This window comes from Campylobacter coli LMG 9860 (assembly GCF_000254135.1).
Lineage (GTDB): Bacteria > Campylobacterota > Campylobacteria > Campylobacterales > Campylobacteraceae > Campylobacter_D > Campylobacter_D coli.
In genome coordinates this window covers 17,838-44,043 of sequence record NZ_AINS01000003.1, presented here as the reverse complement: position 1 = coordinate 44,043, position 26,206 = coordinate 17,838, and the positions used below count along the sequence as shown (strand labels likewise).

General features: G+C 31.3%; 29 protein-coding genes. 12 read left to right on the top strand and 17 right to left on the bottom strand.

Features of this window, described 5'->3' with window-relative positions; all coding sequences use genetic code 11:
* Nucleotides 1–140: 140 nt before the first annotated feature.
* Genes CCO88_RS00615 through CCO88_RS00600 form a run of 4 tightly spaced genes read right to left on the bottom strand, consistent with a single transcriptional unit; the run spans nt 141 to nt 2,761 of the window.
* On the bottom strand, nt 141–1,391 hold the full coding sequence (locus CCO88_RS00615; protein WP_002781614.1) for an RNA polymerase factor sigma-54: 1,251 nt from the start codon (nt 1,389–1,391) through the stop codon (nt 141–143).
* The gene (gene lptB / locus CCO88_RS00610) at nt 1,391–2,119 is read right to left on the bottom strand and encodes an LPS export ABC transporter ATP-binding protein (protein ID WP_002781615.1); all 729 of its coding nucleotides are present in this window, start codon (nt 2,117–2,119) and stop codon (nt 1,391–1,393) included. The genes CCO88_RS00615 and lptB overlap by 1 nt, the downstream gene beginning before the upstream one ends.
* Complete coding sequence (gene tsaE / locus CCO88_RS00605; protein WP_002781616.1) at nt 2,112–2,519, bottom strand: tRNA (adenosine(37)-N6)-threonylcarbamoyltransferase complex ATPase subunit type 1 TsaE; 408 nt, start codon at nt 2,517–2,519, stop codon at nt 2,112–2,114. The genes lptB and tsaE overlap by 8 nt, the downstream gene beginning before the upstream one ends.
* Nucleotides 2,516–2,761 (bottom strand): RNA-binding S4 domain-containing protein, encoded by a 246-nt coding sequence (locus tag CCO88_RS00600; protein WP_002776417.1) that lies wholly within the window; start codon nt 2,759–2,761, stop codon nt 2,516–2,518. The genes tsaE and CCO88_RS00600 overlap by 4 nt, the downstream gene beginning before the upstream one ends.
* Nucleotides 2,762–2,900: 139 nt before the next feature.
* On the opposite strand from CCO88_RS00600, the gene CCO88_RS00595 reads away from it, so the two are divergent.
* From CCO88_RS00595 to CCO88_RS00560, 8 genes are all read left to right on the top strand, one after another.
* On the top strand, nt 2,901–4,121 hold the full coding sequence (locus tag CCO88_RS00595; RefSeq protein ID WP_002806695.1) for an argininosuccinate synthase: 1,221 nt from the start codon (nt 2,901–2,903) through the stop codon (nt 4,119–4,121).
* Nucleotides 4,122–4,135: 14 nt separating this feature from the next.
* On the top strand, nt 4,136–4,579 hold the full coding sequence (gene rplI, locus CCO88_RS00590) for a 50S ribosomal protein L9 (protein WP_002787396.1): 444 nt from the start codon (nt 4,136–4,138) through the stop codon (nt 4,577–4,579).
* Nucleotides 4,579–5,121, top strand: coding sequence for an ATP-dependent protease subunit HslV (hslV, locus tag CCO88_RS00585; RefSeq protein ID WP_002776411.1), 543 nt, complete (start codon nt 4,579–4,581; stop codon nt 5,119–5,121). The genes rplI and hslV overlap by 1 nt, the downstream gene beginning before the upstream one ends.
* Nucleotides 5,118–6,437 (top strand): ATP-dependent protease ATPase subunit HslU, encoded by a 1,320-nt coding sequence (gene hslU, locus CCO88_RS00580; RefSeq protein ID WP_002839012.1) that lies wholly within the window; start codon nt 5,118–5,120, stop codon nt 6,435–6,437. The genes hslV and hslU overlap by 4 nt, the downstream gene beginning before the upstream one ends.
* Complete coding sequence (gene era / locus CCO88_RS00575) at nt 6,434–7,309, top strand: GTPase Era (RefSeq protein ID WP_002776404.1); 876 nt, start codon at nt 6,434–6,436, stop codon at nt 7,307–7,309. Before hslU ends, era begins: the two co-directional genes overlap by 4 nt.
* On the top strand, nt 7,299–8,372 hold the full coding sequence (locus CCO88_RS00570) for a hypothetical protein (RefSeq protein ID WP_002781635.1): 1,074 nt from the start codon (nt 7,299–7,301) through the stop codon (nt 8,370–8,372). The genes era and CCO88_RS00570 overlap by 11 nt, the downstream gene beginning before the upstream one ends.
* Nucleotides 8,372–8,929 (top strand): hypothetical protein, encoded by a 558-nt coding sequence (locus tag CCO88_RS00565; protein WP_002776400.1) that lies wholly within the window; start codon nt 8,372–8,374, stop codon nt 8,927–8,929. The genes CCO88_RS00570 and CCO88_RS00565 overlap by 1 nt, the downstream gene beginning before the upstream one ends.
* Before the next feature lie 84 nt (nt 8,930–9,013).
* Complete coding sequence (locus tag CCO88_RS00560; RefSeq protein WP_002781637.1) at nt 9,014–10,801, top strand: aminopeptidase P family protein; 1,788 nt, start codon at nt 9,014–9,016, stop codon at nt 10,799–10,801.
* Nucleotides 10,802–10,833: 32 nt separating this feature from the next.
* On the opposite strand, the gene mrdA is transcribed toward CCO88_RS00560, so the two are convergent.
* The 12 genes from mrdA to CCO88_RS00500 all read right to left on the bottom strand — a co-directional run bounded on the left by mrdA (nt 10,834) and on the right by CCO88_RS00500 (nt 21,628).
* A complete protein-coding gene (gene mrdA / locus CCO88_RS00555; protein WP_002799877.1) occupies nt 10,834–12,669 on the bottom strand; it encodes a penicillin-binding protein 2 in 1,836 nt (611 codons plus the stop codon).
* Nucleotides 12,669–13,163 carry a hypothetical protein gene (locus CCO88_RS00550; protein ID WP_002781642.1) on the bottom strand — a complete coding sequence of 165 codons (495 nt, stop codon included), beginning with the start codon at nt 13,161–13,163 and terminating at the stop codon, nt 12,669–12,671. The genes mrdA and CCO88_RS00550 overlap by 1 nt, the downstream gene beginning before the upstream one ends.
* 1 nt (nt 13,164) lies before the next feature.
* Nucleotides 13,165–13,755 carry a ribosome biogenesis GTP-binding protein YihA/YsxC gene (gene yihA / locus CCO88_RS00545; protein ID WP_002781644.1) on the bottom strand — a complete coding sequence of 197 codons (591 nt, stop codon included), beginning with the start codon at nt 13,753–13,755 and terminating at the stop codon, nt 13,165–13,167.
* Nucleotides 13,752–14,183, bottom strand: coding sequence for a lipopolysaccharide transport periplasmic protein LptA (gene lptA / locus CCO88_RS00540; RefSeq protein WP_002776390.1), 432 nt, complete (start codon nt 14,181–14,183; stop codon nt 13,752–13,754). The genes yihA and lptA overlap by 4 nt, the downstream gene beginning before the upstream one ends.
* Nucleotides 14,184–14,194: 11 nt before the next feature.
* Nucleotides 14,195–14,707, bottom strand: a complete 513-nt coding sequence (locus tag CCO88_RS00535; RefSeq protein ID WP_002776388.1) for a hypothetical protein — start codon at nt 14,705–14,707, stop codon at nt 14,195–14,197.
* Nucleotides 14,698–15,186: an HAD-IIIA family hydrolase gene (locus CCO88_RS00530; protein ID WP_002776387.1), complete on the bottom strand. Its 489-nt coding sequence runs from the start codon at nt 15,184–15,186 to the stop codon at nt 14,698–14,700. Before CCO88_RS00530 ends, CCO88_RS00535 begins: the two co-directional genes overlap by 10 nt.
* Before the next feature lie 3 nt (nt 15,187–15,189).
* Nucleotides 15,190–16,029, bottom strand: a complete 840-nt coding sequence (locus CCO88_RS00525) for a septal ring lytic transglycosylase RlpA family protein (protein WP_002776386.1) — start codon at nt 16,027–16,029, stop codon at nt 15,190–15,192.
* Nucleotides 15,974–17,107 carry a lytic transglycosylase domain-containing protein gene (locus CCO88_RS00520; protein WP_002781648.1) on the bottom strand — a complete coding sequence of 378 codons (1,134 nt, stop codon included), beginning with the start codon at nt 17,105–17,107 and terminating at the stop codon, nt 15,974–15,976. Before CCO88_RS00520 ends, CCO88_RS00525 begins: the two co-directional genes overlap by 56 nt.
* A gap of 2 nt (nt 17,108–17,109) precedes the next feature.
* Entirely contained in the window at nt 17,110–17,922 is an 813-nt protein-coding gene (locus CCO88_RS00515; protein WP_002839009.1) for a TatD family hydrolase, read from the bottom strand.
* Nucleotides 17,913–19,157, bottom strand: coding sequence for a bile resistance response regulator CbrR (gene cbrR, locus CCO88_RS00510; RefSeq protein WP_002781652.1), 1,245 nt, complete (start codon nt 19,155–19,157; stop codon nt 17,913–17,915). The genes CCO88_RS00515 and cbrR overlap by 10 nt, the downstream gene beginning before the upstream one ends.
* A gap of 87 nt (nt 19,158–19,244) precedes the next feature.
* Entirely contained in the window at nt 19,245–20,768 is a 1,524-nt protein-coding gene (locus CCO88_RS00505) for an AAA family ATPase (RefSeq protein WP_002784256.1), read from the bottom strand.
* Entirely contained in the window at nt 20,768–21,628 is an 861-nt protein-coding gene (locus CCO88_RS00500) for an NAD(+) kinase (protein WP_002776381.1), read from the bottom strand. The genes CCO88_RS00505 and CCO88_RS00500 overlap by 1 nt, the downstream gene beginning before the upstream one ends.
* 92 nt (nt 21,629–21,720) lie before the next feature.
* On the opposite strand from CCO88_RS00500, the gene aspS reads away from it, so the two are divergent.
* The 4 genes from aspS to msrA are packed head-to-tail and all read left to right on the top strand — an operon-like array spanning nt 21,721 to nt 25,120.
* On the top strand, nt 21,721–23,472 hold the full coding sequence (aspS, locus tag CCO88_RS00495) for an aspartate--tRNA ligase (protein ID WP_002781656.1): 1,752 nt from the start codon (nt 21,721–21,723) through the stop codon (nt 23,470–23,472).
* On the top strand, nt 23,469–24,044 hold the full coding sequence (locus CCO88_RS00490) for an adenylate kinase (RefSeq protein ID WP_002781658.1): 576 nt from the start codon (nt 23,469–23,471) through the stop codon (nt 24,042–24,044). The genes aspS and CCO88_RS00490 overlap by 4 nt, the downstream gene beginning before the upstream one ends.
* Nucleotides 24,045–24,053: 9 nt before the next feature.
* Nucleotides 24,054–24,572, top strand: coding sequence for an inorganic diphosphatase (ppa, locus tag CCO88_RS00485; protein ID WP_002776378.1), 519 nt, complete (start codon nt 24,054–24,056; stop codon nt 24,570–24,572).
* A gap of 47 nt (nt 24,573–24,619) precedes the next feature.
* Nucleotides 24,620–25,120 (top strand): peptide-methionine (S)-S-oxide reductase MsrA, encoded by a 501-nt coding sequence (gene msrA / locus CCO88_RS00480; protein WP_002776375.1) that lies wholly within the window; start codon nt 24,620–24,622, stop codon nt 25,118–25,120.
* A gap of 222 nt (nt 25,121–25,342) precedes the next feature.
* On the opposite strand, the gene CCO88_RS00475 is transcribed toward msrA, so the two are convergent.
* Nucleotides 25,343–26,197 carry an RsmB/NOP family class I SAM-dependent RNA methyltransferase gene (locus tag CCO88_RS00475; RefSeq protein ID WP_370450124.1) on the bottom strand — a complete coding sequence of 285 codons (855 nt, stop codon included), beginning with the start codon at nt 26,195–26,197 and terminating at the stop codon, nt 25,343–25,345.
* Between the last annotated feature and the right edge of the window lie 9 nt (nt 26,198–26,206).

The window sequence follows — 26,206 nt, the reverse complement described above, 5'->3', positions numbered from 1 at the left end:
ACAATTTTAAATAAAAAAAACATATAGTTAAAATAATATACCAATAAATATTAAAATATACATTAAAATAACATTCATACAAATTCAGTGTATTTTTATATTTTTGATTTGCAAGATTAAAGAAATGATAAATTTAAGCATTATCCTTCAAGTTCATATAATTTTTTTCTATCCGTTGAACTTGGTATATTTAAGTGTTTGCGATATTTAGTAATAGTGCGTCGTCCTATATCGACTTTAAATTCTTTTTTAATCAACTCTAGGATTTTACTATCACTTAAAGGTTTTGAGCGATTTTCATTTTTAACCAAATTTGCAACAAAATCCTTAACGCCCACATTTGAAGTCTCGCCCTCTTCATCAAGTGCAAAAGCAAAAAAATCACGCAAAGGGATAAGCCCTCTATCACAACTTAGGTATTTATTTGCCACTGCTCTTGAAATAGTTGAAGCATTGCGCTCTAAATCAAGAGCTAAGTCTTTAAAAGTCATAGGTTTAATATCCTTACCCATGAAAAAATCGTATTGGTATTCTACTATCATGAGTCCTATTTTATAAAGCGTTGCTTTTCTCATCATTAAAGCATCAACTAAATTTTTTGCTTCTTTGATGTAGTGATTTAAGTATTCGTGAGTTAAACCATCAGTTTCAATGGAAATTTCAGGATAATAATCATCATTGATTTTTACCTTGATTTCATTATTTTCCCTATAAACAAAGATATCGGGTATAATAACACGAGAATCTTCAAAATACTCCAAAAAAGGCGGTATGCTAAAACGCTTAAAAATCGCTAATGCTTCCTTATATAAAGGCTCTTTAGTGTAATTTTGTATATTTTCAAAATCCTGAATAAGCATTTTACAAAAATCATAAAGCTCTGCATCAAGTTCTATATTTTCTAGCGCAAATAAAAAAGCTTCTTTATAATCTTTTGCTCCCACTCCCACAGGATCAAGAAATTTAAATCTTGCTCTTATGCGCTCTAATTCATTTATATCATAATCTTTTAAAATTTCTTCATCGTATTCAAAATATCCCTCATGATTTAAACATTCTACGATTTTGCCTGCAAGTTCTTGAGATTTACTTGTAGGAAAAAGAGGGGGTATAATCTGTTCATTAAGAAGTTCATATACGCTTTTTGTGGCAAGACCTTTATTATCCACAAATGCCGAATTTGCGTTGCGTTTATAAAAAGAATCAAAATAATTTTTATTATGCTCGTGTGTTTGAATGGGTTCTTGAACGCTTAAAAAAGGGTTTTCTTCTGCGAATTTGTCTAAATTTTCTTTTAAATCTTCTATATTTGCTTGTAATATAGGCAACCACGAACGCAGAGTTTGAGAAATCTTAGTTTTAGGAGCCTGGGTAGTCTTTTGCCTTAACATCAATCAAGGAGTTTAAACTCCGCTCCTAAATAATATTTTTTAACATCTTTATTATTTGCTATTTCTTCAGCATTTCCACTTGCAAGTAAAGAGCCTGATCTTATTACATAAGCTCTATCGCAAATTGCTAAAGTTTCGCGAACATTATGATCAGTAATTAAAATTCCAATATCAAGCTTTTTAAGTTCATTGATAAGACTTTGAATTTCAGCCACTGCAATAGGATCCACCCCCGCAAAAGGCTCATCAAGAAGCAAAAATTTAGGCTCACACATCAAAGATCTTGCAATTTCACATCGTCTTCTTTCTCCACCGCTTAAGCTTAAGCCTTTTCTTAAGCGAATAGGTTCTATACTTAAAAGCTCGAGCATTTGCTCCACTTTTTCATGTAAAATTTTCTTATCCTTGTAAAAAATTTGAGCAGCTAAAAGCAAATTATCTTCAACGCTTAAATCCTTAAAAATACTACTTTCTTGAGGTAAATAACCTATCCCTGATCTAGCTCTTTTGTTTAAAGGATCTTTTGTCACATCTAAACCATCTAAAAGCACTTTTCCACTACTTGGAGATATTAGTCCACATATCATATAAAATGTAGTTGTTTTTCCTGCTCCATTAGGCCCTAAAAGTCCCACAACCTCACCACTATTTAATTCTAAGGATATGCCTTGGATAATCTTTGTTTTTTTAATAATTTTTTCTAAATTTACAATTTCTAGTTTACTCATAAATTACATACTTTCTTTTATCATCTTCTACACTGATTTTTATTTCCAAGCTAGGAATTCCAAGTTTTAGCAAAGCTTTTTTTAAATTCTCATCTCCCCATTCAACCAAATGTAAACCCTCTTCAAAAAAATTCTCAAACAAACCATTTTTTAAAAGTCCTTCTAAACCCTCTTGATATATATCATAATGATAAATACATATATCTTGATTTTCATATTTTTGCATGATAGAAAAGGTGGGAGAATCTACTTTCTCATCTAAATTTAAAAAACTAACCCAAGCTTGCACTAGGCTTGTTTTACCACTAGCTAATTCTCCTTGTAATAAAACAACACCTTGTTTTGGTAAAGTTTGAAGCATGGTATTGAGTTCATTTTTAGCTAGAATAAATTCTTTCATAACTTCACCACATATTCACTTTGTGCATTTTTTGGAATATTTTTAGTAGTGGGCAAAGCTAAAACCTTATATTCTTGCGTATAATCAGTAAAATGCAAACTGATAATATCTCCTACCTTAACCTCTTTGCTCGCCTTTACTATCACTCCATTAATCCCCACTACACCACTTCTACACATATCTTCAGAAATAGCTCTTCTTTTAGTAATATTAACCGCATTTAAAAATTTATCTACTCTCATAATGGAATTTTACCAAAAAAATTAAATTTTTGAAACCCATTTTGCTTTGACTAACTTTTCTTCATCAATTTAAAAACTTTTCTTTAATGAATTTTAGATACAATTTGACAATTAAATCAATATTGACAAAGGATACTCTATGAAAAATGAAGTAAAAAAAGTCGTTTTGGCATATTCTGGCGGACTTGATACAAGTATTATTTTAAAATGGCTTCAAGATGAATACAAATGCGAAGTAGTAACTTTTACAGCAGATATTGGACAGGGCGAAGAGCTCGAACCTGCTAGAAAAAAAGCTCTTTCATTAGGGATTAAAGAAGAAAATGTTTTCATTAAAGATTTAAGAGAAGAATTTGTTAAAGATTATGTATTTCCTATGTTTAGAGCCAATACTATTTATGAGGGTGAATACTTACTTGGAACTAGCATAGCAAGACCTTTGATTGCAAAAACTCAAGCACAAATTGCCCTGCAAACAGGAGCTGATGCGGTAAGTCATGGGGCTACGGGAAAAGGAAATGATCAGGTGCGTTTTGAATTAGGTTATTTAGCCTTTAATCCTGACTTAAAAATCATTGCTCCTTGGCGTGAATGGGATTTAAATAGCCGCGAAAAACTCTTAGCTTATGCTCAAAAACATGGTATTGATATTTCTAAGAAAAAAGGGAAATCTCCTTATTCTATGGATGCAAATTTGCTTCATATTTCTTATGAAGGACTTGTTTTAGAAGATCCTGCACACGCACCTGAAGAGGATATGTGGAGATGGAGTAAAAGTCCAAAAGAAGCACCGAATGAAAGTGAGATTATAGAACTTGATTTTCAAAAGGGAGATTTAGTTGCCATCAATGGAGAGCATTTAAGCCCTGCTGGGCTTTTAAGCAAGCTTAATGAGCTTGGTGCAAAACATGGCATAGGACGCCTTGATATAGTAGAAAATCGCTATGTAGGAATGAAAAGTCGTGGCTGCTATGAAACACCAGGAGGAACTATACTCTTAAAAGCACACCGTGCAATTGAAAGCATCACACTAGATAGAGAAGCTGCGCATTTAAAAGATGAACTTATGCCAAAATATGCAAGTTTGATTTATAATGGTTATTGGTTCTCGCCTGAAAGAATGATGCTTCAAGCTCTAATCGACGAATCTCAAAAACATGCCAATGGTAGAGTAAAACTTGAACTTTACAAAGGTAATGTAATGGTTATAGGCCGAGAAAGTGCTAATGATAGTTTATTTAATGCAGCTTATTGTACCTTTGAAGAAGATGAAGTGTATAATCAAAAAGACGCAGCAGGCTTTATTAAACTGAATGCTTTGCGTTTTATTATTGCAGGAAAAAACGGAAGAAAATTTTAAACAAGGATTAAAAAATGAAAGTATTATTAATCAAAGATGTTAAAGCTCTTGGAAAAGCAGGCGAAATCAAAGAAGTAAAAGATGGTTATGGTCAAAATTTTCTCATTGCTAAAGGCTTTGCTAAGGCAGCAACAAATGAAGTTTTAAGAAAATACGAAAGTGATAAGAAAAAAGAAGCGGAGAATTTACGCTTTGAACTTGCAAATTTAGAAAAACTAAAAGAAGAACTTAGCAAAGTTACACTTGAAATTTCAAAGCCTGTAGGAGCTAATGGAAGCTTGTTTGGTGGGGTAACTAAAGATGAAATCGCTCATGCTTTAAAAGAACAAAGCCATATAGAAATCGATAAAAAAAGCTTAGAATGCGATACCTTAAAAAGCCTTGGAACTCACGAAGTTAGCGTAAAACTTGGACACGCAATCCATGCTAAATTTAACATAAATATAAAGGCAGAATAATGTTTCACGCAACAACGATTTTAGCTTACAAAGGTAAAAATAAATCCGTAATTGGCGGAGATGGACAAGTAAGCTTTGGAAATACGGTGCTAAAAGGCAATGCTGTAAAGATTAGAAAACTCAACAACGGCAAAGTTTTAGCAGGTTTTGCAGGATCCACAGCTGATGCTTTTAATCTTTTTGATATGTTTGAAAACCTACTTCAAAGCTCTAAGGGTGATCTTTTAAAGGCAGCGATTGATTTTTCTAAAGAATGGCGAAAAGATAAATATCTAAGAAAACTTGAGGCTATGATGCTAGTGCTTGATAGAAATCATATTTTCTTACTTTCAGGTACAGGCGATGTAGTTGAACCTGAAGATGGACAAATCGCAGCTATAGGAAGTGGTGGAAACTATGCACTTTCAGCTGCCAGAGCTTTGGCAAAACATGCAAATTTGGATGAAGAAGAACTAGTCAAATCAAGTCTTCAAATCGCGGGTGAAATTTGCATTTATACCAATACCAATATAAAAACTTATGTAATTGAGGATGAAAAATGAATTTAACTCCTAAAGAAATCGTTAAATTTTTAGATGATTATATCATAGGACAAAAAAAAGCTAAAAAAATTATAGCAATAGCCCTAAGAAACCGCTACCGAAGAATGCAGCTTAGCCCTGAACTCCAAGATGATATAGTGCCAAAAAATATCCTTATGATAGGATCAACGGGTGTGGGTAAGACTGAAATTGCAAGGCGTTTGGCTAAGATGATGGGCTTTCCTTTTATTAAAATCGAAGCGAGTAAATACACAGAGGTAGGCTTTGTAGGTCGTGATGTAGAAAGCATGGTAAGAGATCTTGCAAATGCAGCTTTAAATTTGGTAAAAAATGAACAAAGAGAAAAAAATAAAGATAAAATCGATGAATTTATAGAAAATAAAATTTTAGAAAAACTTCTTCCCCCTTTACCTAAAGGCATCAGTGATGAAAAACAAGAAGAATATAAAAATAGCCTTGAAAAAATGAGGACAAAACTTAGAAATGGGGATTTAGATGAAAGCGTGATAGAGATAGAAATTTCACAAAACATGTTTGATACAAATCCTAATTTACCGCCTGAAATGGGAGCAATGCAAGATATAGTTAAGGTTATAGGCGTTGGCAGTAAAAAAGTCAAAAAAGAAATGAAAATCAAAGACGCTAAAAATGCTTTAAAAAACGAAGCAGGAGAAAAAATCCTAGATCAAGAAAGTATCAAAAGTGAAGCCTTAAAAAGAGCGGAAAATGAAGGGATTATTTTTATAGATGAGATTGATAAAATTGCGGTTTCAAGTGGAAATTCAAATCGCCAAGATCCAAGCAAAGAGGGTGTTCAAAGAGATTTACTTCCTATAGTTGAAGGCTCAAGCGTACAAACAAAGATCGGCACTTTAAAAACCGATCATATCCTTTTTATCGCAGCAGGAGCTTTCCATCTTAGCAAACCAAGCGATTTAATCCCTGAACTTCAAGGTCGTTTTCCTTTAAGAGTAGAGCTAGATAGTCTTGATGATAAAGCACTTTATGAAATTCTAACACGCCCTAAAAATTCACTTTTAAAACAATATGAACAGCTTTTAAAAACTGAGAATTTAGAACTTGAATTTGATGATGAAGCGATTAAAGAGATTGCAAAAATTGCTTCTAAAGCCAATGAAGAAATGCAAGATATAGGTGCTAGACGCTTGCATACAGTTATAGAAAAATTGCTTGAAGATTTAAGCTTTGAAGCAGATGAGTATGCGGGTAAAAAATTCGTAGTTGATAAAAAAATGGTGGAAGAAAAACTTGGAGATATTATAGAAAATAAAGATCTTGCAAGGTATATTTTGTGAAAAGTGGCTTTGTTAGCATCATAGGGCGTACCAATGCGGGAAAAAGCACTTTAATTAATTCCTTGCTAGAAGAAAAAATCGCCCTAGTTTCTCACAAACAAAATGCCACAAGGCGTAAAATCAAAGCTATAGTCATGAATGGTGAAGATCAGATCATCTTTATAGATACACCTGGTCTTCATGAAAGCAAAGCAACGCTTAATCAATTTCTTATCCAAAGCGCTATAAAATCTATGGGTGATTGCGATGTTATCTTGTTTGTTGCTAGTATTTTTGATAGTGTAAAAGATTATGAAAATTTCCTAAGCTTAAACCCTAAAGTTCCTCATATCATCGTTCTTAACAAAGTAGATCTAGCTGATAATGGCACACTTTTAAAAAAACTCAATGAATATGCAAAATTTAGCAAGTATTTTAAAGCTATCTTGCCCTATTCTTGCAAGAAAAAAAACTACCAAAAACCACTGCTAAATGAGTTGTGCAAGCTCTTACCTGAACATGAGTATTTTTATGATAGTGAATTTTTAACACCTAGTTCTCAAAAAGATATTTTTAGAGAATTTATACTTGAAAGTATTTATGAAAATTTAAGCGAAGAATTGCCTTATTCTTGTGAAATTATGATAAAAAATACCAAAGAAACATCCAATCTTTTTATCATTGATGCGCAAATTATCACCGATACAAATTCCCATAAAGCCATGCTTATAGGAAAAGATGGAACGACGCTTAAAAGAATAGGAAAAGATGCGAGATTTAAAATTTCAAAACTCATTCAAAACAAAGTACTCTTAAAGCTTTTTGTCATTGTAAAGAAAAATTGGCAAAAAGATGAAATTTTTCTTAAAAAAATTCTAAATTATGAAGAATAAAGCTCATTTTATAAGTTTTGAAAATCTTATCTACAAACAAAAAAATGGCAATTTTGAAGAAGATGACCTTTTTAAAGAGCTAACAAAAGAATGCGATCTTCAAAATCCTTTTGAATATCAATTGGCTTTTTTAAAACAAGATCAAATTTATCATTGTTTTTTAGCACGGGTTGCAAAACTACCCAAAACTCAATTTTGTTTTCCCCAACCCCTCGTCTTTCAAAGCTTATTTTTGGAAAATAAAATCAAAGAAGAGAATTTTTGTATCTTGGAAATAAAACCGCAAAAAGTATTTTTATGTTTTTACGAGCAAGGTAAATTTAAAACTTTTAAAACACTCGATTTTTGTGATAATATAGAAGAATTTATAAACAAAAGCCGTATTTTAGAGCTTTTACAACACTATGAAAGTAAAATACTGCTAAGCACAAAAGCTCATGAAATTTTCAATCTTATAAGTGCAAAAGCAAAACTTCCTTTTAAAATGATTCAAGAAGATAAAATCGCACTTTCAAAACATAGCATTCACCATCTTGATAAAAATGCTAATTTTATCAAACACTATAAAAAATATCTTCCTTGGTATTTTAAATTTATTTTCTTATTTGCTCTAAGTTTTATAATCAGTATTGTAGTTTTATCATTAATTGACTTTGCGCAATACCAAAATGCCAAAACAACACATATACAAAATGAAATTTCACAAAATAAAATCTATGAAATTCAAGAAAAACAAAGCCAAAAACTTAAGGCCAATATAGAACAACTTCAATTAGAAATTCAAACTCAAAATCTTTTATTAGAAAAATACTCTGAACAATTATCTAAAATTACGCAAAATTTTAAAGCGGATAAAAATACAATTTTGATTTTAACAAAGGCTATTGCATGGCTAAATGATCATTCTTTAAGAATTTCTAATCTCATGATAGATAAAACCCTTATCACTATAAAATTTAGCAACGAAGAGGATTTTAATAAAGCACTTCAATTTACAAGTCCCCAATTTAGTCTTATCTCACAAGATAAATCCTTGCACGAAATCACTTTAAGAGCATTATAATGAATCAAATTGAGCAATTTTTAGAAAATCTAAGTTCTAGGGAGAAAATTTTAATATATCTTACAACCATACTCCTAGCAATATTACTCTCTTTTCATTTTTACCATTCTTACTTAAAAAGCTTTTTTAATCATGAATTTTTCATTCAAAGTAATGATATGGATAAAATAATCACGACAAATCAAGATTTAAACCAACAAATAAAACAACTTGAAAAAGAGCTTGTTTTTATCCAAGATAAAATAAAAAGTTATGAAAACTATCTTAATGTTTTTAATAAAAACCATGAAACATACATTAAAAATTTGCAAAATCTAGCTCTTGAAAATAATCTTTGGATCTCTAATATAGAGTGGTTGCAATCAGAAGAAAATTCTTATCGTAAAATTTCACTCAATATTTTTGGTGATTTTAGTCCAATACTTTCCTTTATGAAACAATTAGAAAATTCAGACTTGCACTATCAAATTCACAAATTTGAAATTGACAATACAACAAGTTTAAATCTTCATTTAAAACTAACGCTTTCTTTTATTTCCCTAGCAAAACTAAAATAAATACTATAGCTTTTTATCTATAAAGGCTATAATGTTATTTTGATAAAAAGATTTATAAAATAATGCAAATTTAAAAGGAAAAAAATGAATATTCGTAAAATAAGAGTTGAAAAAATCAGACAATTTATGATAAAAGAAAAACTTGACGCTTATTTGATCCTAAGTGCTGATCCGCATTTAAATGAGTATTTGCCTAGCTTTTATCAAAGCAGAGCTTTTGTAAGTGGCTTTAAGGGCTCTGCTGGAAGCTTAATCATCACTTCTCAAGATGCTTTTTTATGGACAGATGGAAGGTATTGGATTCAAGCACAAAAGGAATTAGAAGGTAGTGGCATACTTTTACAAAAACAAGATGCAAATAATACCTTTTTAAAATGGCTAAAAGAAAATTTAAATGAGGAGCAAAATTTAGGTATAGATTTTTCAGTTTTATCCTTATCTTTACAAAAAGAAATACAAAAAAACTGCAAAGCCGAGCTAAAAAATATCGATTTAATCAGCCTCATTTGGGAAGATCGTCCTGCGTTACCTAAAAATAAGGTTTATGAACATGAATTAGAATATTGCTCCTATTCTAGAAAAGAAAAACTATTATTAGTGCGTGAAAAAATGAACAAACTACAAGCAAAAAATCATCTTATTTCCAGTCTTGATGATATAGCATGGATTACTAATTTAAGAGGAAATGATGTATGCTATAATCCTATATTTTTAAGTCATTTACTAATCTTGGAAGGAAAGGCTTTGCTTTTTATAGATAGGGAAAAAATTGACTTTGAACTTGAAAAAAAATTAAATTTAGATGGAATTTGTCTTAAGGAATATAATAAAATTCAAGATGAGCTTAAAAAACTCCAAAATACAAATTTACTCATTGAGCCTTCAAAAACAACTACTTTACTCATTGAAATTTTAGATAAAAGCGTTGAAATTTTAGAAGAGATCAATCCTAGCACCCATTTAAAAGCTATCAAGACAGATAAGGAAATCGCACATATACAAAATGCCATGATAGAAGATGGAGTGGCTTTATGTAAATTTTTTACTTGGCTTGAAGAAAATATCAAAAATAATACACAAATCAGCGAGCTTGATATCGATACTAAAATCACTGAATTTAGATCTCAAAGTCCTTATTATATTAGCAATAGTTTTTCTACCATAGCAGGATTTAACGCTAATGCAGCTTTACCGCATTATAAAGCCGAAAAAGAAAGCTTTTCTTATATCCAAAAAAATGGATTATTGCTTATAGATTCGGGTGGGCAATATAAAAATGGCACCACGGATATTACTAGAGTTGTAGCTATAGGTGAGTTAAACGAGGAACAAATTCATGATTATACCCTAGTTTTAAAAGCACACATAGCCATAGCAAGTACTATTTTTCCAAAAGATATTGCCATGCCTTTGCTTGATGCTATCACAAGAGCTCCTTTGTGGCAAGAACAGCTTGATTATACACACGGCACTGGTCATGGGGTGGGTTATTTTTTAAATGTTCACGAAGGTCCGCAAACTCTTTCTTATTTTAGCCCTGTGCTTGAAAAAACAAAGGCTAAAGAAGGTATGTTAACTTCTATAGAACCTGGAATTTATAGAACAGGAAAATGGGGTATTAGGCTTGAAAATTTGGTTGTTAATGCAAAAATAGAAAATCCCAAAAACAAAGATTTTGGTGAATTTTTATATTTTAAACCCTTAACGCTTTGCCCTTTTGAAATCAGTTGTATCGATAAAACCTTATTAGATGCCAAAGAAAAAGCGTGGATTAATACTTATCATAAAGAAGTTTATGAAAAACTCTCTCCTAAGCTTCATGATAATTTAAAAGCTTTAAAATGGCTCAAAGAAAGAACTAAAGCGGTTTAACAAAAAGAAATCTTAGAAAAATAATATTTTTTCTAGTTCTTTTTTAGGCTATTAGCTTTATTTTCCGGTTTAAAATATCCAAGTTCTATCATTTTTTGATAGATCTTTGCTGTAGCAACACCTGAGCTTATCGTTCTTCCACCATGTTCTACTAAAACAGTAACCACATAACGCGGTTTAGAATAAGGTGCATAAGAAGTTACCCAAGCGTGCGATCTTGTATAATATCTAAGTTGCTTTTCATCAACCCTATTTTTATCAGCTTGAGAAAAACCCACCACCTGTGCAGTTCCTGTTTTAGCAGCAACTTTTACTTCTAAATTGCGCAAATAATGATAAGAAGTACCTCCTTGCTCATTAGCAACCGCATACATCGCATCTCTTATATAGGGGAGTTGACTTTTTTCAAAAAGGGTGAAAATTTCATTACTATCTTGCGCTTTATCTTCTGTGATAGTATTGTTATTTTCTACACTTTTTAGAAAGTGAGGTACAACTTCAGCACCTTTTGCAATTTGAGCTGTATATCTAGCAATCTGCATAGGTGTAGCCAAGAAATTTCCTTGCCCTATGGAAGTATTTAAGGTATCACCTTGAAACCAAGCTTGTTTATATCTTTGCATTTTCCATTCTCTACTTGGCAAAATTCCCACAAATTCATTAGGTAAATCCACACCGGTTTTAGCTCCAAAGCCTATGCGTGATAAAGTACGACTTATTTGATCTATACCCACTTGCAAACTTCCATCGTAAAAATAAACATCACAACTTGCTTTTATCGCATGTTTTAAATCTACAGCTCCATGCCCTGCTCTATTCCAACAACGAAAAAATCTCCCGCCAAGCTCTATACTACCATTACAAAAAAATTGGGTTGAGGGATTGATACTTTTTGAATTTAAAAAAGACAAACCAACACCCATTTTAACAACAGAACCTGGAGGATAATATCCATTGATAAGTTTATTTGTAAAAGGATGATCAAGATTATTAGAAAGCTCGTCCCATTCTTTATAAGAAATTCCGGTTACAAAAGGATTTAAATCGTATTCAGGAAAGCTTCCTGCTGCCAAAATAGAACCATCGCTAATATCCATAATAATAGCAGCACCCGCATTACCCTCAAAAAGTTGCGTTAAAAAGCTTTGAAGTTCTATATCTATGGTAAGTTCTATATCATTAGAAAGTGCCGAAGTATAGGAGAGTTGCTCCACTTCTTGATTTAAGGCATTAACCTTATAAATCTTAGTTCCTTTTTCTCCTTGCAAAACATCATTATAATAACGCTCTATCCCACTCTTTCCTGTAAAATTGGTAAGCTTTGAAATTTCATTTTCTTTAATATCTTGCAAATCTGCCTTGCCTACATAGCCTATGATATGCGAAGCTAGTTTTCCAAAAGGATATTTTCTTTGCACTGCAGGATCTATGCGTATGTTTTGATTTAAATTGAGTTCTGAATAATGCTTCATCATTTCTTGCGAAGGTATAAAGTCTATGATTTTAATAAAATCTTGATTATAATAAGAGTCATTCCTCTTATAAAATTCAGCAAGCTTAGTAGTGTTTAAATCAGGAAAAAATCCTTGAAGTTGATTTAATTCTTTTTCTAATACACCTCTATTTGCCCTTTTTAGAGTTAAATAAGGCTTAATAGAAATACTAAAACCCAAATCATTAATCGCCAAAGGAGTGCCATTGCGATCTAAAATTTGTCCGCGAGTTGGGACTATAAATTCAGTTTTTATAGCATTTTGTTTGGCAAGTTCTTCATAATACACATTTGATTTTATACTTAAATAATACACACGGCTTAATAAAAATATAAAAAACAATAATATAAAGCCAACAACCAAACGCATTCTCATTAGAACTTACTCCTAAATAACATATAAGCAAACAAACACTCAAACATAATCGATATCATATAGCCAAAATTTGGCATTTTAAACTCTTGATCTCCTACATACGAAAAAATAGCATCTAAAATAAAAATAAAAGCATAAACACAAAGGACAAGTATGATAGGAATAATTTTTCCTATTTTTAAATTTGTTTTAATCCAATCTGCACAAGTATAATAAAAAATAACAAAGGCAAGCCAAGAAGAAAAGAGAAAAAAATCATAAGTTATATCTGTAAAAAATAAAAAAAATAAAGAAAAATACCACCTAAAATCAAGTTTGTTAAAGGTTTTTTGCCTTTCTTCTAAAAGAAAATACATATAACAAAAAAATACACCGTAAAGCAAAGGCATATAAAGAAAAACAGAGCCTAAAATTTGATATAAGATACACAAAAAACCTAAAAAAACATAACTTCCATTCAGTTTTACCTTATAAGCACTGATAGTTTTTCTCATTTTATAAACCTAAAGTTTGCTTAATAACTTCATGTTCTAAATCATCAAGACCCATTTTGTTTAAATTGGATATTAAAATAGCGTCTTTGAAACTATTTTTAAGTTTAGCTTTTTCACTTTGATTGAGTTTATCGCATTTTGTAAACACTTTTAATACTCTTTGATCAGGTTTTAAAAAACTTTTTAAATACTTGTCCAAATTTAAATCAATATCCAAATTTGTATGTCTTGAATCAATCAAATGCACAAAAAGTTTAATCGAACTTCTTAATTTTAAAAACTCATCTAAATTTTTATTCCATATTTCTTTTAGATTTTTTGAAACTTTCGCATAACCAAAACCGGGTAAATCAATAAAATGGATACTAAATTTATCCTCATCCTTCTTACATAAAACTTCAAAAATATTAATCAATTGCGTTTTTCCAGGTGTAGCAGAACTCTTAGCAAGCTTTTTTTGCTTACATAAAGAATTAATTAAAGAACTTTTCCCCACATTTGATCTTCCTAAAAATGCCACTTCACTAAAATGGGATGCAAAATTTTTATCAAATTTGTCTAAAGAGGTGATAAATTTAGCACTTATTATCATTTTTGCTCTAAATCAAATATAAATCGAGCAGGCTTTTTATCCTTGCTTTCAACACGATAAACATTATTTCTCTTATCTACTATTATCCTATCACCATAAAGCTTTTGATTACTTTCAAGTTCATTAATAAAAGCATTTCCATCAATTTCATAAATATCTTTAGCCACATTATAAATAAATTTATCTCCACTCCCCTTATAAGTTTTTCCCTTTAAAACAATTTTAAAATTAGCATTTTGCACAGCTTCGTAACGCATAGGTTTGCGATTTTTATCTGTATATATAATCACTTTTTCAGCAGTTAAAATATCATCACCTCTTATGATTTCAACATTGCCACTGAGTATGCTTTCACCCTTATTTTCATCCGAATAAAAATTTAAGGCCTTAACCTCTATCTGGCTAGCTAAAGATATACTGATACTCATCAAAAATAAAATTATCTTTCTAACCACGCATTCACTCCTTGAACTTGTAAAATTTTCTTTTCTACATCGTAGTTTAAAGTATTTCCGTTAATAATGCTTCCATTTATCAAAGCTTTAAATCCTGTATTGGTGCTTAAAATTTTATTTTTAGGCGCATACTCTACTTTATCAGCAAAAATTTTTGTATTATTTAAACCTATGTAGGTAACATTGCCTTCAAGCAAAACCTTATCCATCTCCTTGCCTTTAAGTTCCAATTTATTTGCACTTAAATTAAAATCCAAATTAAAATTGACAAAATTATCAAACTCATCTTTGTCTGTATAACGCGCCCAAGATTGCGCTTTATAGTATGATTTTACATTGCTTGCATTAAGCTCGTAAGCATTTAAATCGGAAGCTTCGATATTTTTAAAATTTAAAGCATAGGATTTAATATTTAAAGAATAAGGATCTTGCAAACTTAAAATTGTAAAAGTAATAGTAAAAAGAGCGATCAAAATTCCAAAAATTCTTATAGCCAAAGCTTATCCCATTCCTCTTGCATATCATTTTTCTTTATAATATACTCTATCATTTGAGCCACAGCTGCTTTTCCGCCTTTTTTATCAAGTGTGATATCAACTTTTAAATCCCTATGTGCATCCTTAGGCTTAAAACTAAGGCCAACATTTTCAAGTAAATTTTTATCGTTAAAATAATCCCCTATAGCCGCACATTGAGAAAAATCTAAATTCAGCTCTTCTAAAATTTTTTTAGCACAAGTTAATTTATCTTTAACACCCTGATGTACAATTTCTATTTTCAAATCCTTAGCACGAGCACTCACACAAGGACAATTTCTTCCAGTGATAATAGCAATTTTTTTACCCAGCTTAATCCAAGCTTCTATAGCTGCGCCATCTTTAACATCAAATTCTTTAATCACACTTCCATTGGAAGTGTAGATGATTTTACCATCTGTAAGACAACCATCTACATCTAAAAATATCAATTCTATCATTTTTTACTCACGCACAACAAAAGCACCAGCAAATGCACCACTTGCTGCAAAATCTCTTGCCTCTTCTTCACTTCTAAATCCTGTCAAGAAAACGCGACTCAAGCCATCAACCGAACTTTTGCGTATGGTTGAAGAATAGGTTCTATAAGTTTTATATCTAGATGCTATAGTTTGAGCTCCTGATGGATTTTTAAACGCTCCAATTTGCACCATAAAATTTCCACCTTCATAAATTTGACCATTATTTGCAATTCCGCCACTAGCTCCATAATTTATATTTGAATGAACGACATTATTACCTGAATTAGCCGAACCAAAACCTATAACCTCAAGTCTCACAGGAGCTGTTCCTGCAGCAATCATATCGATTTGACTTGCAGCACCCTTAGAAAGATCTATAATTCTGTTATTTACAAAAGGACCCCTATCGTTAACACGCACGGTAACTTGGCGGTTATTGTTTAGGTTGGTTACCTTTAAAATGGTATTCATAGGTAAAGTTTTGTGAGCTGCGGTTAAACCATTTTGATTATAAGTTTCACCATTAGAAGTTTTTTTACCATGAAAGCCCGGTCCATACCAACTTGCTATACCATCTGCTGTTTCACCCACTGATACAACAGTTGGATAATAAGTTTTACCATTTATAGTATAAGGTTTCATAGTCCCTTTACTTCCGGATCCTGAAGGACTACTATGAAAATCATTACTTGGATAATATATTTGTGCTGAACCTACGCTAGAAAAAAGACCTCCGAAGCATCCGCTAGAAAAAGTTGCAACTAAACTAGCGGCTAACAACTTGGGTAAAGTTTTCTTTAGCTTTTGTTTTATAGTTTGCATTTTTATTCTCCTTAATAGGTATGATTAATTTTTGATTGATACTTAAGTGATTTTTGGCAATTTTATTTAATTCTCGAATTTGCTCTACGCTAGTATTATATTTTTTAGCGATTTTATATAAAGAATCGCCTGATTTTACAACATAAATTTTAGTCATAGGTATGGTTGTATCTACTTTTGCAAGCTTTTCAACTTTAAAATTTTTATCAAAAAAAGCTACTTTATTTAAAGGAATATACATATAATACCCCTTACCTGGAGGAGTAAAACCATGTTTAAAATGTGGATTATATTTTTTAAAAGTTGCCAAATCCATATTTAAATTTTTAGCCAAATCTTTTAATGCGACCGAAGAAGGAGTATCAACCTTTGCAAAATCGTTATTTAAAGCATAATTAACCAAAGCTCCATCTTTATCAAGTAAAAAATCCCTATCATTAGCCAAGAAAGCTAAAGTTAAAATTTTGCGTATAAAATTTCTAGTTTCTAAAGAAAGATATTTTTTATCAGGATCGATTAATACTCTTAAATCATCACTTCCTGCTTGCTTTATTGCTTGACGCAATTTCCCATTTCCACAATTATAAGCTAAAAGTGCTAAATACCATTTCCCAAATTCTTCTTTTAAGCTTTTTAGATAATGAACCGCGGCATATGTAGATTTTACAGGATCGCGTCTTTCATCAACATAAGCATCAATCCTAAGTCCTAAATTTCTTGCCGTGGGTTGCATAAATTGCCACACACCTACTGCCTTAGCATTAGAAACGCTATGCGCTTTTAATCCTGATTCTACCATAGCTAGATATAAAATTTCTTCAGGAACTTCTTGTTGTGCTAGAATTTTTCTTATCATAGGAGTAACTTTTGAGAAATTTTGTATACCATCAATCAAAGTCGGAGCATGCTTTGATCTTAAATCCTGCTGACTTTGCACAAAAGCTAAATCACTGATAAAACTTGGATCAATGTCTAAATTTCTTAAAACACTCATTTGTCTTTCATAAAATTCAGGAGTGGTAGTTTGTGCAAAAAGAAAGTTATAAAATAAAATAAAACAAAATATAATTTTTTTCATATTTAACCTTTAAAAAATAATCTGTAAGAATTTTCCAAGCAAATCCTTAAAAGCTCTTGCCTTGGTAAATCAAGAATTTCACTCATTTTATTGGCTACAAATTGAGTCAATAAAGGCTCATTCCTTTTACCACGATAAGGCTCTGGAGTAAGATAGGGAGCATCGGTTTCTAGCAACAATCTATCTTTTGGAATTCGTGGTAAAATATTTACTAAATTCTTAGCATTTTTAAATGTTAAAACACCACCGATTCCAAAATAAAATCCATCATCACTAAGACGCAATAAATGTTCGCTTGCGTTAAAACAATGCAAAACCCCTCCAACAAGATCTTTAGAATGATCGTGTAAAATTTCATAAGTATCGTTATTTGCTTCGCGAGAATGGATAATAACAGGCTTTTTAAATTCTTTAGCTAGCTCAAGTTGAGCTACAAAAAGTCTTTTTTGCTCCTCTTTTTCTTTTTCTCTCTCTTTTAAATCTTCACTTTTAAAACGAAAATAATCAAGTCCACATTCACCTACGGCCACGCATTTTTCGTCTTGCAAATATGCTCTTAAAATTTTCTCATCAAAACCTTCTAGCTCATAAGGATGCACACCTGCGGCAAAAAATACATTTTCATATTTGCTAGCAAGTTCTGCTGCATAAGGTAAATCTTTAATATCTGCACCTGGTATGATGATTTTTTCTATACCATTATCAAATGAATGCTTTAAAAGCTCATCTAAATCCTCTTTAAATACTTCACTATCTAAATGACAATGAGTATCGATGATCTTTAGACCATCTTTAAATTCAAGATTTAAGAACATACTTCTACTCTATCTTTACCATTAGCCTTAGCTTGCGAAAGTGCTTTTGAAGCTTTATCGACTAAGATTTCAAATTTATCTCCACTCTTAGCAAAAACTACCCCTATAGAAGCAGTAAAAAAGACTTCATCTAAATTGACTAAAATTCCAACTTTTTTTATATTGACTCGAATACGAGAAAGAATTTTAATCGCCCTTTCTTGCGAAATATTCTTTAATACTATGCAAATTTTTTCAGCACTATATCTACCCACAATATCACGCCCTTTGGTTTCATTAACAATCTCATCAGCGCAAATTTTAATAATTTTATCCCCTACTTCATAGCCGTATTCTTCGTTTAAATTTCTTAAATTATCTATATCTAAGAATGCAAAAGCAAATTCTTCTTCTTTGCTTACAATTTCATTTAAATAATCTTCAACGCAACTCAATAAAGCATTGGAATTTTTTATCCCGGAAATAGGATCAAGATTGTTATAAATGCTTAAAAACTGCATATTGGCCATATAATGAAGACATTTATCCAAGCGACAATTTAAACTTTCTTTACTTAAGGGTTTTACCAAATACTCATTAGCTCCACTTACAAGCAAACTAGCCTCTAAAGCATCATCTTTATCACCTAAAATAATTACACCCAATTCATCATCACTAAAACGCGCTCTTACTTCGCTTAAAAGCTCACTTCCGCTAATAACAGGCATGTTCGCATCAGCGATAATAAGCTTCACATCGCTATTGTCATTTAAATAACTCATCGCTTCCTCACCATGAGCAGCGGCCAAAACATTAAATTTTCTTTGTGTGAGAATTTTTTTTATTTCATTACGTTCAGGAAGTTTACTTAGGGCTAAGATAACCTTAGTCTTAGCATAACGCTCAAGCTTGACAATAGAATCTATAATCTGATCTATACAGGTATCGCTTTCTTTAAAGATATAATCTAAAATATCTTTATCCATAAATTTATCTCTTGTAGCTTTATCGTTGCTCGCGGTTAATACAATAACAGGCCAATTTTTTGCCAAAACATAATCCACCACTTCCCCATTAGGTGCATCAGGCAAGCATAAATCTGCAAAAGTTAAAAAATACTCATCATTGGGCAATGCCTTAACTTCAGCAAGGCTAAAAACAATATCAACTTCATGATTTAAAGTAGTTTGTATCTTTTTAGCTAAAAGCTTTCCAAGCATTTTATTATCATCGATCAGCAAAATTTTTTTATTCATAATCTATAAAATACCTTTTTTAAAACTAAATCTTTATAATAAAATTAAAAAAATCCCAATTCTAACACAAACAAATAAAAATTCCGCTTAAGCTTTAAACAAAGTTTTAGCAAATTCCAAAGCTTCATCTGTAATAGTCTCGCCGCTTATCATTCTTGCTAATTCTTTAATTCTCTCTTTATCTTTAAGTTTTTTAACCGTGCTACAAGAAGCATTTTTTTCAACCAAAAAATGATTATGAGCTTTTGAAGAAAGCTGCGGTAAGTGAGATATAGCAAAAATTTGATAAAAAGCAGAAAGCTCATTTAAAACATTGGCTATACTCATCGCTTCTTTGCCACTTAAATTAGCATCAATCTCATCTAAAAATATTATCCCTGTGCCTGAATTTAAAATTCTACACTCAGTCGCGATAAAAGCAAGTCTTAAACGATTAAGCTCACCTGAACTTAAATTTTTTAAATTTGCAGCATTGATACTTAATTTGATCTCATCTTTTCCCAAAGAAGTGATTTTTGAAGTATCTACTAATTCCAAACTCACATTTTTCATATAAAGGTTTTTTAGATAATCGTTTAAAAAATCCTCTAAAGTTTTTAAATTTTGCATACGAGCTTGAGTTAATAACTGAGTACTTTGATTGATTTTCTTTTCGATTTTTTCTAGTTTTTTTTCAAGTTCTTTTTTTTCAAAGCTTAAATTATCATAATGAGCGAGTTCATTTTTTTTATTTTCCAATACCTCTAAAGCATTTTCTATACTCTCATAACGCTTGATTAAAGAGGATAAATCCTCGATTCTATTGAGTACTTCTTCTATATCAAAATCCAAATCTTCGATTTTTTCATTTTCAGCTATGATGCGAAGTTCGTTTAAACATTCACTAAAAAAACTCGTATCTTTTTCGCTAAGATTTAAAGCATCAATAACTACTTTTTCTAATTCAAAAATAGCACTTGCCTTTTCCCAAGCTGCTTCTATTTTGTCTTTTTTTGATAATTTCTTTTTAAGATTTAAAAGCTCTTCGTATTCTCCGACTTTAGGATTGATTTTAGAAATTCTTTCAATCTGCGTGCTTGCTAATTCTTTAAGCTCTTCAATCCTTTTTTCTTCTTCTAAAATTGTAGTCAATTCTTCTGAAATTTGAAGCCATTGTTTATAATCATCTTTAAAATGAGATAAAAAATCTTCAAATTCAGGATTTTTCGCACATTCTAAAGCATCTAAGAGATTTAAAAATTTCTCATTGCTAAATTCATTGATTTCTTTAGCACTTAGATATTTAATAAATTTTTTACTCAAATGAATCAAACTTTTTTTTGAAATACTTTGATTATTGATGAAATATTTTGTATTTTTATCCTTTAAAAGCTTAAAAACATTTTCCTCTTCACCTTCTATGCCGTATTCTTCTAAATCTATCTTATCATCAAGCTCAATCTCAACAAGCTTTGCCTCACTCTCGCTTAATGCAAAAGCAGACAATATACCCTTAAAGAGTACAGACTTTCCCGCCCCGCTTAAACCCGTAAAGACTGTAAGTCCTTGAGAAATTTCAAGCTCAACCTCTTTAAAGCCAAGATTTTCTTTCATCAAAACTCTATTTATCATCAATGTCCCCAATTTAATTTTTCTCTTAATATTTGAAAATAATCTCGATTTTTAGGATGTATAAGTGCCACACTTTTATCACTAAGCCCCACTTTAACGCTTTTAAAATCATTCATTTTATAATTTTCTTGTCCATCTATACTAAAAATACAATCTTTTGCGCCTATTTCAAGATCAAAGCCCTTAGGCAGTACTATAGGGCGTTGGGTTAAAGAATGCGAACAAACGGGCGTAAGTATAAAAGCTTGCGCTAAAGTATAAACTATAGGCCCATTTGCACTTAAATTGTATGCTGTAGAACCTGCTGGAGTGGCTACTATAAGACCATCTCCAAAATATTCGTTAAATTTTTTAGCTTTGCGAAATACCTCTATATGCGCCATAGAAGCTTTTCTATCCTTGCTGATCACTACATCATTAAAAGCAAATTTTTGCATGATTTGACCATCATTACTTTCTAAAATAATACTCAATAAAAAAGGATTTTCTACCCTAAATTCTCCCCTGAAAAAAGCTTCAAAAAAAACTTCAGCTTCATCCACCTTAAAATCTGTTAAAAATCCTAAATGACCCGCATGAATTCCTAAAACCGCTTTATTATACTCGCAAGCTTTTCGGCATAAAGAAATCAAAGTTCCATCACCACCCAAAGAAATTACAAAATCTGAAAGCTCAAACAATGTATCAAGGTCGTATTTTGGTAATTTTACAATTTCAGAACTTTCCTTATAGAGCAAAAGCTCCACACCTTTTTTTTCTAAAATTTCTTTTAGAATCAAAATTTCCTTGTCTAAATTTGAATTAGGACGCGCCGCAAGTCCGATTTTTTTAATGTTTTTATAATCTATTTTATTTTGCATAAAAAATTATAACAAATCTTAGCTAAGCAAAAGAATAAAAATATTATAATTTTAACTTATATGTTAAAAAAATTAATTTTCAAGGAAAAATTTTGCGAAGTCATTACAATACAGACTTAAATTCTACCCACATAGGCGAAGTGGTTAAACTTTGCGGCTGGGTTAATAGCTACCGAGATCATGGCGGCGTAATTTTTATTGATTTAAGAGATCGTAGTGGTATTATCCAACTTGTATGCGATCCAAATGATAGCAAAGAAGCTCATGAAATAGCCTCTCGCACAAGAAATGAATTTGTTTTAATAGCGGAAGGAAAAATTCGACCCCGAGGAGAAGGACTTACAAATCCTAAATTAAAAACCGGTGAAATTGAAGTAGTAGTAAGCAAGCTCATTATCGAAAATGAAAGTGCTGTCCCTCCTTTTGGCATAGGTGATGAAAGTGTAAATGAAGAATTACGCCTTAAGTACCGCTTTTTAGATTTAAGAAATCCTAAGCTTTATGAAAATTTTGCCCTACGCTCCAAAGCTTGTATAGCTGCTAGAAATTCTTTAGCAAATATGGGATTTTTAGAAGTTGAAACCCCCATCTTAACCAAAGCCACTCCAGAAGGAGCAAGAGATTATCTTGTACCATCACGCGTACATCAAGGAGAATTTTATGCTCTTCCTCAAAGCCCACAACTTTTCAAACAACTTTTAATGTGTAGCGGCTTTGATCGTTATTTTCAAATTGCTAAATGCTTTAGAGATGAAGATTTAAGAGCAGATCGTCAGCCTGAATTTACACAAATTGATGTTGAAATGAGTTTTTGCGAGCAAAAAGATGTGATTGCTACGGCTGAAACCTTTTTAAAAGATATTTTTAAAGCTTGTGGTAAAGAAATTCAAATCCCTTTTAGACAAATGCCTTACAAAGAGGCTATGGAAAACTACGGAAGTGATAAGCCTGATTTGCGTTTTGATTTAAAACTGATCGATGTTATAGATATCTTTGCAAAGTCAAATAATGAAATTTTTGCAAATATTGCCAAAGATAGCAAAAAAAATCGTGTCAAAGCTTTACGCGTTCCAAAGGGTGATACTATCTTTTCAAAAAGACAAATGCAAAGATTTGAAGAATTTGTACGCAAATTTGGAGCTCAAGGCTTAGCCTTTATACAAGTTAAAGAAGATGGGCTTAAAGGTCCACTTTGCAAATTTTTTAACGAAGAGGATTTAAACGAACTTATTAAGCGTTGTGAACTTGAAGTAGGCGATGTGGTATTTTTTGGCGCAGGGGTTAAAAAAACTGTGCTTGATTATATGGGAAGGTTTAGAATTTTCCTAGCTGGAGAACTTAATTTAATCAACCCTGATGCTTTGGAATTTTTATGGGTAGTTGATTTTCCTATGTTTGAACAAAATGATGATGGAAGTTATTCTGCAATGCACCACCCTTTCACTATGCCAAAAAATATCGATGAGGCCGACTTAGAAGAAATATCATCTATCGCTTATGATGTTGTACTTAATGGCGTTGAACTGGGTGGTGGTAGCATAAGAATTCATAAAAATGATATCCAGCAAAAAGTTTTTAAATTACTCAATATCGATGAAGAACAGCAAAAAGAAAAATTTGGATTTTTACTTGATGCTCTAAGTTTTGGCGCTCCACCACATGGAGGTATTGCTATAGGGCTTGATAGACTTATCATGCTAGTAACAGGAGCAAATAGCATAAGAGAAGTTATAGCATTCCCAAAAACTCAAAGAGCACAATGCTTGATGACGGATGCTCCTTCAGCTGCTAGCAATGAAGCCATGAGAGAATTAGGAATCAAATTAAGGGAGAATATAAAATGAAAGAATTATTTTTAATTATAGGTGCACCAGGAAGCGGAAAAACTACAGATGCTAGTTTGATTGCACAAGCTGATGCGGATGTTACTCATTATTCTACAGGAGATCTTTTAAGAGCGGAAGTAGCAAGCGGAAGTGAACTTGGCAAAACCATAGATGGTTTTATTTCTAAGGGAAATTTAGTTCCATTAGATGTAGTTGTAAATACTATAGTTTCAGCGCTAAAAGCTGCTCCTACAAAAACAGTTATTATCGATGGCTATCCAAGAAGTGTGGAGCAAATGGTAGAATTTGATAAAGTTTTAAGCGAGCAAAATGAAATTTGTCTAAAAGGCGTAATCGAAGTAAGAGTGAGTGAACAAGTAGCTAAAGATCGCGTTTTAGGAAGAAGTCGTGGCGCAGATGACAACGAAGAAGTGTTTTATAATAGAATGAAAGTGTATACCGAGCCACTAGAAGAAATCATTTCTTTTTACCAAAAGAAAAAACTTCATTTCATCATCGATGGAGAACGCACTATCGAACCTATCGTTGCTGATATGAAAGAGTTGATTAAAAAAATTCAAAGTATATAAGGATAAAAAATGGACTTAAGCAAAATCAAAATCGGAGATATTCCAAACAAAATCAATGCTGTAATTGAAATTCCATACGGCTCAAGTATTAAATACGAAATCGATAAAGATAGCGGTGCGATCATGGTGGATCGCGTTATGGCTAGCGCGATGTTTTATCCAGCAAATTATGGTTTTATCGCAAATACCTTAGCTGATGATGGCGATCCTGTGGATATCTTAGTCTTAAATGAATACCCTATCCAAGCAGGCGCAGTTATTCCATGTCGTTTAATCGGTGTTTTAATCATGGAAGATGAAAGTGGAATGGATGAAAAACTTCTTGCTGTGCCAAATTCTAAAATCGACGCAAGATATGACAATATCAAAACCTATACTGATTTACCACAAGCAACTCTAAATAAAATCAAAAATTTCTTTGAAACTTATAAAATCTTAGAACCTAACAAATGGGTAAAAGTGCAAGATTTCAAAGATGAAAAAGCTGCTGTTGAAATTTTAGAAAAAGCGATTAAAAACTACAAATAAATTCTTTATTTAGCCTTTTATAGGCTAAATCTTTAAGGAAATTCTTTATGAAAAATATCATTTTAGGTGGTGGATGTTTTTGGTGTGTAGAAGCTGCTTTTGAAAATTTTGAAGGCATTATACACACTGAAGTAGGCTACACAGGTGGAAATGACAATCCTAGCTATGAAAGTGTTTGTAATGGCGATGGCAATATAGAAGTGGTTAAAATCATTTACAATGAAGCCAAAATTTCCTTAGAACAAATCTTAAGCTTATTTTTTAAAATTCATGATCCAACTAGCTTTGACAAACAAGGAGCTGATATAGGAATTCAATATCGTTCGGCAATTTTTTATGAAAACCAAAGCGATAAAAATACCATAGAAGATTTTATAAAAAAAGAACAAGTTAATTTTTCACTTCCGATTGTCACACAAATTTATAAACTTCAAAAATATTACAAAGCAGAAGATTATCATCAGCATTATTTTATACACAATCCCAATCAAAGCTATTGTCGTTTTGTTATAGCACCTAAGCTAGAAAAAATTAGAAATTACGAGTGAAATTATCTTTTTAAGTTTTAAAAAATTTATTTTTTATTCACAGGCTTTTCACGATGTGATTTTCTTTTCAAAGCCCTAAAAATAGGACTTTAAGTTTTAAATTTTCCAAAAAAACATTTATTGTTTTTTAAGTTTTTTTGTGAATTTACTTGAAGATGTGAATAATTTTAATATATAATAAAATTTTAGCTTCTATGCGAACTTAGCCTTAAAGAATTAAAATCAATTTTTCCTTAATTTAGCAATAAAAAATCCGTCGTATTCTTCACAAGGTAAAATGCGTTTACATTTAGAAATCGCTTCAAATTCGCTACTTTGCCCATTTTTTGCCAAAGCATTTTCTAAATTTATATCCAAAAGCTCTATATCAAAATCACTTTTTAAAGCATTTTCTATCACTTCTTCATTTTCCTCTTTGGTAAAAGTGCAAGTACTATAAACAAGCTCTCCACCTACTTTTAAAGCCTTGAGTGCAGAATGTAAAAGTTTTTTTTGAAGTTTAGCTATGTTTTTAATCTCTTTAGAACTTTTTTCTAATTCTAAACCCATTTTTGCTAAAGTAGAACAAGGTGTATCAAGTAAAATTTTATCAAATTTTAAAGGGCATAAATTTCCTATATTTTTACCATCTTTCATAAAAACTCGAGCTTTTACTCCATAATTTTTCAAATTCTTTTGCAAGGTAAAAAACCTATCTTTACTTGCTTCATTGCAAGCTAGATAACCTTCATTTTGCATAAAATTAGCAAGATTGATACTTTTTCCACCAGGTGCTGCACACATATCTAAAACACTCTGCCCTGCCTTTACATCCAAATTTAAAGCGCACAAATAAGAAGCATAATTTTGTATATAAAATTTAAATTCATTAAAAGCTTGCATAGAGCTTAAAATACTTTTATCACAAGCCTTAAAAAGATAGCAGTACTCATTAAGCTTTTCATACTCTAAATTCAAATCTTGAAATTCTCTTTCAAGTGTTAAATTATCACATTTTAGGCGATTTATAAAACAGCATATTTTTTTGGGCAATTTAAAAGAATTTTTAAGATTTTCAAGTTCTTTATCATTATAAATACCGGCTAG

Coding starts and splice junctions, on each gene's coding strand:
- CCO88_RS00615 (WP_002781614.1), bottom strand. CDS start 1,391: ATGTTAAGGCAAAAGACTACCCAGGCTCCTAAAACTAAGATTTCTCAA.
- lptB (WP_002781615.1), bottom strand. CDS start 2,119: ATGAGTAAACTAGAAATTGTAAATTTAGAAAAAATTATTAAAAAAACA.
- tsaE (WP_002781616.1), bottom strand. CDS start 2,519: ATGAAAGAATTTATTCTAGCTAAAAATGAACTCAATACCATGCTTCAA.
- CCO88_RS00600 (WP_002776417.1), bottom strand. CDS start 2,761: ATGAGAGTAGATAAATTTTTAAATGCGGTTAATATTACTAAAAGAAGA.
- CCO88_RS00595 (WP_002806695.1), top strand. CDS start 2,901: ATGAAAAATGAAGTAAAAAAAGTCGTTTTGGCATATTCTGGCGGACTT.
- rplI (WP_002787396.1), top strand. CDS start 4,136: ATGAAAGTATTATTAATCAAAGATGTTAAAGCTCTTGGAAAAGCAGGC.
- hslV (WP_002776411.1), top strand. CDS start 4,579: ATGTTTCACGCAACAACGATTTTAGCTTACAAAGGTAAAAATAAATCC.
- hslU (WP_002839012.1), top strand. CDS start 5,118: ATGAATTTAACTCCTAAAGAAATCGTTAAATTTTTAGATGATTATATC.
- CCO88_RS00570 (WP_002781635.1), top strand. CDS start 7,299: ATGAAGAATAAAGCTCATTTTATAAGTTTTGAAAATCTTATCTACAAA.
- CCO88_RS00565 (WP_002776400.1), top strand. CDS start 8,372: ATGAATCAAATTGAGCAATTTTTAGAAAATCTAAGTTCTAGGGAGAAA.
- CCO88_RS00560 (WP_002781637.1), top strand. CDS start 9,014: ATGAATATTCGTAAAATAAGAGTTGAAAAAATCAGACAATTTATGATA.
- mrdA (WP_002799877.1), bottom strand. CDS start 12,669: ATGAGAATGCGTTTGGTTGTTGGCTTTATATTATTGTTTTTTATATTT.
- CCO88_RS00550 (WP_002781642.1), bottom strand. CDS start 13,163: ATGAGAAAAACTATCAGTGCTTATAAGGTAAAACTGAATGGAAGTTAT.
- yihA (WP_002781644.1), bottom strand. CDS start 13,755: ATGATAATAAGTGCTAAATTTATCACCTCTTTAGACAAATTTGATAAA.
- lptA (WP_002776390.1), bottom strand. CDS start 14,183: ATGAGTATCAGTATATCTTTAGCTAGCCAGATAGAGGTTAAGGCCTTA.
- CCO88_RS00530 (WP_002776387.1), bottom strand. CDS start 15,186: ATGATAGAATTGATATTTTTAGATGTAGATGGTTGTCTTACAGATGGT.
- CCO88_RS00525 (WP_002776386.1), bottom strand. CDS start 16,029: ATGCAAACTATAAAACAAAAGCTAAAGAAAACTTTACCCAAGTTGTTA.
- CCO88_RS00520 (WP_002781648.1), bottom strand. CDS start 17,107: ATGAAAAAAATTATATTTTGTTTTATTTTATTTTATAACTTTCTTTTT.
- CCO88_RS00515 (WP_002839009.1), bottom strand. CDS start 17,922: ATGTTCTTAAATCTTGAATTTAAAGATGGTCTAAAGATCATCGATACT.
- cbrR (WP_002781652.1), bottom strand. CDS start 19,157: ATGAATAAAAAAATTTTGCTGATCGATGATAATAAAATGCTTGGAAAG.
- CCO88_RS00505 (WP_002784256.1), bottom strand. CDS start 20,768: ATGATAAATAGAGTTTTGATGAAAGAAAATCTTGGCTTTAAAGAGGTT.
- CCO88_RS00500 (WP_002776381.1), bottom strand. CDS start 21,628: ATGCAAAATAAAATAGATTATAAAAACATTAAAAAAATCGGACTTGCG.
- CCO88_RS00490 (WP_002781658.1), top strand. CDS start 23,469: ATGAAAGAATTATTTTTAATTATAGGTGCACCAGGAAGCGGAAAAACT.
- ppa (WP_002776378.1), top strand. CDS start 24,054: ATGGACTTAAGCAAAATCAAAATCGGAGATATTCCAAACAAAATCAAT.
- msrA (WP_002776375.1), top strand. CDS start 24,620: ATGAAAAATATCATTTTAGGTGGTGGATGTTTTTGGTGTGTAGAAGCT.